The 7,365-nt window shown below is 63.6% G+C and carries 4 protein-coding genes; 3 read left to right on the forward strand and 1 reads right to left on the reverse strand.

Annotated features, from left to right (window positions below):
• Window position 1 precedes the first annotated feature (1 nt).
• Genes AW06_RS04015 through AW06_RS04025 form a run of 3 tightly spaced genes read left to right on the forward strand, consistent with a single transcriptional unit; the run spans window position 2 to window position 3,686 of the window.
• Entirely contained in the window at window positions 2–1,276 is a 1,275-nt protein-coding gene (locus AW06_RS04015) for a cation:proton antiporter (RefSeq protein ID WP_034945943.1), read from the forward strand.
• Window positions 1,273–2,427 (forward strand): YbdK family carboxylate-amine ligase, encoded by a 1,155-nt coding sequence (locus AW06_RS04020; RefSeq protein ID WP_034945946.1) that lies wholly within the window; start codon window positions 1,273–1,275, stop codon window positions 2,425–2,427. Before AW06_RS04015 ends, AW06_RS04020 begins: the two co-directional genes overlap by 4 nt.
• Window positions 2,424–3,686: a serine hydrolase gene (locus AW06_RS04025; RefSeq protein ID WP_034945949.1), complete on the forward strand. Its 1,263-nt coding sequence runs from the start codon at window positions 2,424–2,426 to the stop codon at window positions 3,684–3,686. The genes AW06_RS04020 and AW06_RS04025 overlap by 4 nt, the downstream gene beginning before the upstream one ends.
• Window positions 3,687–4,334: 648 nt before the next feature.
• On the opposite strand, the gene AW06_RS19860 is transcribed toward AW06_RS04025, so the two are convergent.
• Entirely contained in the window at window positions 4,335–7,232 is a 2,898-nt protein-coding gene (locus AW06_RS19860) for an SUMF1/EgtB/PvdO family nonheme iron enzyme (protein WP_273704361.1), read from the reverse strand.
• Window positions 7,233–7,365 lie beyond the last annotated feature (133 nt).

Below are 7,365 nucleotides of genomic sequence, written 5' to 3' on the forward strand. Positions count from 1 at the left end.
CATGCTGAACGGCATTCTGTCGCCGGCACGCACTGCGTGGGAAGGCCTGCAGGAGCGCCTCTTCTTCCTGCCACCCTTCCCGGATGAACTCGATTCACTCGCCTTGTTCAGCATGCTGCTGGTCGTCGGTTTGCTGTTCGGCGAATGGTTGCGCGCCAAACTGGGCTGGCCGAAAGTCATCGGCTACGTCCTGGCAGGAACGTTGTTCGGCCCCTCCGTGCTCGGCTGGATCAGCATTGAGGCACTGGCCCAGATACGGCCAATGGCCGATGCAGCGCTCGGACTCCTGATGCTCGAGATCGGGCGACGCCTCGATCTGCGTTGGCTAGGTGAAAACCGCGATTTGCTGAGAGCCACGCTTGGCGAGATCACCCTGTCCTTCACGGCCATTTTCCTCTTCGCCTGGGGGGTGGTTGGTCTGATGGCGGCATGGGCGGCCGCTGCCGCAGCCGTAACCATGGCCTCGGCGCCGGCGGTTGTCCTGCTGACCGTCGAGGAATCGAACGCGCAGGGGCAGGTCAGCGAACGGATCATCCTGCACACGGCACTGAGCGCGGCCGCGTCATTCGTCGTGTTCGCCGTCGTCGTCGGCATCGTGCATGCGCAATACAGCGACGACTGGCTGAATGCCGTAGCCCATCCGCCATGGGTTGTGGTCGGTTCCGTAATGATCGCCTGGCTGATGGCGCTTCTCGCTCGTCTGGTCGCGGCACTATTGCGGAAGCGCTCCCTGGCGCAGGTCTTCATCCTCGTGGCCACTGCCCTGCTCGCCGTTGGCACCGCCCGCATGCTGGCGGTACCGGTTTTTCTGACGCTCTTCCTGATGGGGGTGATCCTGTCGTTCAGCGATCAGGAAAGAACGTTGAGCTATACCAACCTGCCGGAAGGACACTGGTTTCTGGCGATCATCCTCTTCGTCGTCGTCGGCGCCTCGCTGCCCTGGCAAGACTTCACCTGGCTGATCGGACTGCAGGCGGTTGGCCTGTTGATCGTTCGGGCCGTGGCCAAGGTGGCTGCCCTGGCGTGGGCGGGTGGTGGCCTGGGCGTTGCCAAGCGCGTGCTGGTTGGCATCGGCATTCAGCCGCTATCGGCCACTGCCGTCTTCATGGCCTATGAAATCGCCGGACTCTACCCGGAAATCGGCCGTTCGTCGCTGTCTTTGCCGCTGTTTGCGGCCGCCATCATGGATCTCGCCGGCCCTGCCCTCTGCCGTTTTGCCTTGGTGCGCTCTGGCGAGACCGCGGCGACCGACAACAGCAAGGAAGGAGTGGCATGAGCCAGCCAATCGCCGAATTCAAACAGAGCCAGCCACTGACCCTGGGGGTCGAGCTTGAGTTGCAGCTGGTTTCCGTGCGCGATTTTGACTTGACGCGTGGAGCGACGGATCTTCTCGGCAGCATGGACTACGATGGCCGCTTTGGTGATATCAAGCTTGAAATTACCGAAAGCATGATCGAGGTCAGCACCCTGCCGCGTCCACTCGTCGATGGCATTGCCGCCGATCTGGTCGGCCTCCGACAAGCGCTCGTCAGTCAGTGCGCGCGTAACCATATCGCCGTCTGCGGCGGCGGCACGCACCCCTTCCATCGCTGGACGGAGCGCCGGATTTGTCCGGGTGATCGCTTCGATGAGGTCTACCACCGTTATGGCTACCTGGCCAAGCAGTTCACGGTCTTTGGCCAGCACATTCATGTCGGCTGTACATCCGGTGACGAAGCGATCTGGATGACGCAGGCCCTGGGACCTTATGTGCCGATCTTCATTGCGCTGTCGGCATCGTCCCCGTTCGTCGATGGCGAAGACACCCTGTTCCAGTCCGCCCGTCTGAACGCGGTCTCGGCCTTCCCCCTGAGTGGGCAATGCCCGGCCTTGCGCGACTGGGCAGAGTTCATTGAACACTTTTCCTTTCTGCAGGCCTGTGGCATCGCCCGCAGCATCAAGGACCTTTACTGGGACATTCGTCCCAAACCCGAATTCGGGACCGTGGAAATCCGCGTTTGCGATACGCCACTGACGGTCGAGCGCGCCGCAGCCCTGACGGCCTTGGCGCAAAGCCTGGTACACCATCTCTTGCGAACTCGGCCCGCACTCGACACCCGGCGGCATCTGTATGTTGCCCGCTACAACAAGTTTCAGGCGTGCCGCTATGGTTTCGATGGGCAGATCTCGGATCCGACCGGCCCGCGGCAAGTCCCTCTCCGGCAGATCACCCGTGAACTGCTCGCCATGTTGGTCGAGGATGCCCGCGAACTTGGCTGTTCCGCATGGCTGCAACTGCTCGACGCCTCCCTGGCCGGAGAGATCTCCGATGCCAGCTGGTTGCGCCGGCGTCAGGCCGCCCATGGAAACCTGAACGATGTCGTCCGTGAGGCCACCATGCGCTTTCGCAATAAAGGGAGCACGCACTTTGCCGGGGCTCCACGATGAGGCACTGGCTGACCTTGCTGGCATTGATGGTGCCTTGGGCATGGACACTGCATGCGGCCGAGGAATGTGTCATCGAGCCGGTCACCAGGAGCACCAGGGATCCGGGCGCATGGATCGACCAGGACAACTGGTTGGCACCTGAAAATCTGCGCATCGGCTTGCAGTCATTCGGCCGCTTCATGCCTTCGCTGAAGATCAGGGCGACAGAAACCGCCCAGATGCTCCGCCCGGCTTCCCGACAGCTTGAACTCGACAAACTCAAGGCCCGCGACCCGCTCGATCAGCAACCGCGCGATGTCGGATTCCTGCTGGCCACGCGCTTGTACGCCGATGGCCTGTTGGTGCTGCGCGACGGCAAGGTGGCGAGCGAGCGCTACTGGAATGGGCTGGTAGCGCAGGACCAACGACTGCTGCTTGGCGGAACCCGACCAATCCTCTCCCTGATGGGTGCCATGGCTGTCGCCCAGGGCAAGCTCTCGCCGGACCGGTCGATCATTCGCTACATACCCGCCCTGAGTGGGCAGACGGGGTTGCGAAAGTTGTCGATTCGGCGCCTGCTTGAAGGAGAGAGCAGCTTCGATTGGTCGTCGAACGACGTCAGTGACTGGCTGGCGGCCGGTGGATGGAACACCGGCAACACGGCCGGAGGGATTCGCGCTTGGCTCAACCAACCGGGTCGTTGGGACAGGGACTTTTCCCCAAACCCGCAACTCGGCGAAGTCGGACCTGACAGCGACCTGCTCGTCTGGGCACTCGCGGAAGCCTACCGGGTTCCGCTCACGCGGACCTTTTGCCAGGAACTGTTCGAAAAACTCCGACCCGAGAGTGCAGCCCTCTGGCTCTCCGACTCGCAGGGAACGGAACTGTCCGCTGGATTGGCGCTCTCGCTACGCGATTTTGCCCGTCTGGGGCAACTGCTGATCGACGCGAGGAACAGCAATCGACGCCACAAGGTCCCGAACTGGTTCATCGAAACGCTGACAGCCTCCGCCGGGCTGCGCATAGCGAATTCTCCGGATCTTGCTGGCCTCAGAAAGGGAAGCGAGTACCGCTATGGTTTTGTGCATCTTGGTGGAGCACCGAACCGCATCGCTATTCTGGGTCCCTACGGCAACAGCCTTTACGTTGATTTCGATCGCCGACTGGTGATCGCCATTTTTGCCGCCTATCCGAGAAAACACAGCGCCGGCATGCGGGCGACACTTGAGCAGGTCTGGGATATGCTGGGTTCGGCAACACAGCCCAGCGGCAAACGTTAATGTGAAAGTCGCGTTAGCGACTCACGAATCTCCCCTCCCCACTTGCGGGGGCGAAGGCGGGGTTTCGCGGAGCACTGCTCCGCGCCGCCGNNGCAGCGCGGGCCGTGGGAGGGGTCGGGGGAGAGGGAAACGGTCATGACTTTCATGATCAGGGGAATCTTGCAAAGTCATGACCGTTAGAGCTGGAGGTGAGGCGACACTCGGCGAACGGTCTTCTGGATCATCAGGCGCCTCAGCCAAGGAACAGACATTCACCGATGGTAAGGGGCCACGGGCAGCGGGCAGCGGGCAGCGCTGGATCTTGACGAATTCCTCCTCGCGTGCTGGCTAGACGCCACGACAGATTGGGGAGAGTGAAACGGGCCAGACTCAACAGGTGATGAGCCGCATCGCGGCGCCGATGGTCGGGGGATGATTTCGTCGACCGTCCTCACGCTGGCGGTGATTCGGCGATCTATGCGCTGCTCCAGGAGGGGCGGCTGCGGCACGAGCTTGAGTAATTCTGCTTTGCCACATTGTCTACGACGGGTCGTGCCAGGTGGAGGCCGGGCGCCACGGGGCAGAAGCCCAGGCGGCGCCCGTATTTGATATGCGCCCGACGCGATGCAGCCACGTGCGGACGGGATTCACCTGCGCCATCGATCCAGCTCAGGCCTCGGCCGGCAAACCTTGGTCGACCGGCATTTCCGGCAGCGCCAGCAGCGCCTTGCGAAGCAGATCACGATTGGGACGAACACCACACCCGAAAACCGAGAAAGTCGAAACGGAGGTCCGGAGGGACGCGGAAACGAGCGGCGGAGCGCGCAAAGGCAACCACATCGTTCCAGGAACCACGCGCGCCGCCCGGGCCTTCGTATTCTCTCGAGCGCCGGCAGCACACGTCTGTTTACTGCCGTCAAAGCGCTCGCGCCAGACCGAGCAGGTCCATTCCCAGACGTTGCCCGAGGTGTCGTGGACGCCAAACGCATTGGCAGCAAAACTGCCCACCGGCGCCGACTGGTCATTGTCCCAGGAGCTGCCACAGCCGTGGCAATTGGCCATCACCTCTTCCCTGCCGCTGCTCATGCGGCGCACCTCGTCGCCCCAGGGATAGGCAGTGTGGGTCTTCGCGCGGGCGGCATGTTCCCATTCGGCCTCGGTCGGCAGGCGGCACTTGCGCCCGATCCGCTCGCCGAGCCAACGGGTGTAGTCCGAGGCCGCGTTCCAGTCCACGTTCACCACCGGCCGCTTGCCGCGCCCGCCCTTGGCAGTAGTCGGATAGAGCTCCAGCCGGCGATCTGCGGCCCGCGGCTGCTCCCAGACGTAGTAGTCGAACTGCTCATAGGTCACTTCGTACTTGCCCAGGCTGAAACCGCTGGCGATCTCGACGCGTCTTCCGGGAACTCCGAGGTACATCATGGTCGTTTCCGGAATCCCCTTCACAAATTCCTCGTCCTGCTCTCCGATGTCCACGCTACCCGCAGGGATGTCCACCAGCTCGGGAAGCGGGGCGTATCCCAGGCGATAGCGTTGCTGCATCAGCATCGAGTCGAGCGGCAGGTCGTTGCGGCGCGTCCAGAGGTACGATTCACCGACGAAGCTGAGCAGCAAAGCCAGCAAAGCGACTTGCACGCGCGCATTCCAGCGACTCGCCGCGAGAAAGCGCCCTTCGTCACTACCGCTGACGACGCGCAAGCGCCGATACAGGCCGAGGTCCCGCCAGCCGGCGAGATTGCGCCAGCGAGCGAAGATACCGCCGCTCTTGAGCCACTGCTCGGTCTGGAACCCGAGCTGCTGACGGTGAATGTCGCGGTCGCGGTTGGCCTCGATGTAGTCGTAGAGCGTTGGCCAGTAGCCGATGCGCTTGCCGCTCGTCGCGTCCTTGCCACGGGCGCGGATCAGCGTTTCGTGAATCAGGTCGACATAGCGCTGCTTTCCGACCAGGCTGGTGGTGATCAGCCGCAAGGCGCCTTGCCCGCCAGCGCTCGGGACGCCGGGCTGCCGCTCGCCCGAGAGCAGTTGCAGCACGCGCTCGCCGATCTCGTCACGGCCATTGCCGGCAACCAGGATGGCCTCTTCACGCGTGATTCGCTGGCGCGTGTGGCGGCCTTCGTCGTTGATCCGGGTCAGGCGCAGCAGCAGTTCGAGCGCTGCCTGCCGGCCCTGCGCAACGTCCGCCTCGATCCGTGCCAGCAACTCGTCGGCCTGCGTGCTCAACATGCCGACGATGCCGTTTTGGTCGCGGAAACCTTGGCCGCTGAGGCGATTTCCGTCGCGCCGCTGCCATAGCGTGAATAAAGCGTTCTCGACCAGCGGCAAGGCGCCCATTTCGTCGCGCGCGTCGTCGAGGATCGCGGTGGCGACTTCGCGCACATCGAGGCCGGCGAGAGCGGCCGGCTGCTCGATGACTTCGCGCAGGCCGTTCTCCGAGATCGTCGGCAGAAAGTAGCGCCTGCAGTGGCTGTTGTAGATCGCCCGCAGGCGCGGCAACTGTTCAAAGCGGTCGAGAAAGTCGGCGCGAACGGTACTGATCAGAAACAGCGGACACTCGGGGTCGTGCAGCGCCTGCGCCAGCAAGGCATCGAACTGCTTGCGCGGCGCGTCGCCGGCAAAAGTGAACAGTTCCTCGAACTGGTCGACGATCAACAGAAAGGCCGTCCGTTCCTGCTTGAGATCGCGCAGCCGGCTGGCGAGCGCGCGTTCGTTCCGCTCGAAGCGCTGCTGCAGGCGAAGAACATCTCGTTGCGCCGGCTCGGCGATCAGCGCGTGTTCGAGCACCTCGGCGAGCTTCGCCAGCGGGTCGAGGCCAGGCATCATCGGGCCGAGGAGCCGCCAGTGTTCGAAGCCGGTGCGAGCCCACAGCGCACCGCGCTCGATCATGGGCAGCATGCCGGCATTGACCAAGGACGACTTGCCGGCGCCGCTGTTGCCTTCAATCTGCAGCCAGCGCTGGTAGCCGGCGCCGGCGCTGCCCTGCAGTCGTTCCGGATTAGCTTCGCGCTGGTCGCCGAGGCAGGCAAGTGCCTCCAGCGTCTCCATCCGCCGCCCGAAGAACAAGCGGGCATCGACTCGCGCGAAGGCACGGAGTCCCAGGAAGGGGCAGCCATCGAACGTCTCGCGGTAATCGGGCAGCGTGGCACCGCTCGTGATCGCTGCCAGCAAGGCTTCCGGCAAGGGCTCGTCCGCCGACCAGCGAGCGGCCTGGAACAGGGCGAGAAAAGGCGGCAGGTCGCCGTGCTCGGCGCCTTCGAGGAATAGCGGAAAAATCGGCAACCGTTGCGCGCCATCAGCCGGCGACAGGTGCCGCGACAAGGCGACCTCGACTTCGGCGCCTACCCAGCGCTGCACGCCATCGCGGCCGACCAGCAACACGAAAGCCGAGCAGCCGAGCAGCGCTTTTTGCAGGCTGGTGAGCCAGCGATCGCCGCAGCGGATCGAGTCCTCATCGCGAAAGACCGGAAAACCCGCCTGCTCCAGCGCCGATCGCAGCGCGATGCACGCCACCCGGTCGCTGCGGCTATAGCTGAGAAAGATCTCTCCGGTCGGAAGCGTTGCAGGCGGGGGCATGGAAAAGACGGCGGTCGGTATGGTCCGCGCAGTGTAACGCAATCGAGCGACCGCAAGAGACGACGCGTAAGGCAGCGGGTGCGAACGAAAGTATTGGGCGGGGCGCTTCGGTTTTAAGGTGATTTCCTCATTT

Source organism: Candidatus Accumulibacter cognatus, assembly GCF_000584975.1.
Taxonomy (GTDB): domain Bacteria; phylum Pseudomonadota; class Gammaproteobacteria; order Burkholderiales; family Rhodocyclaceae; genus Accumulibacter; species Accumulibacter cognatus.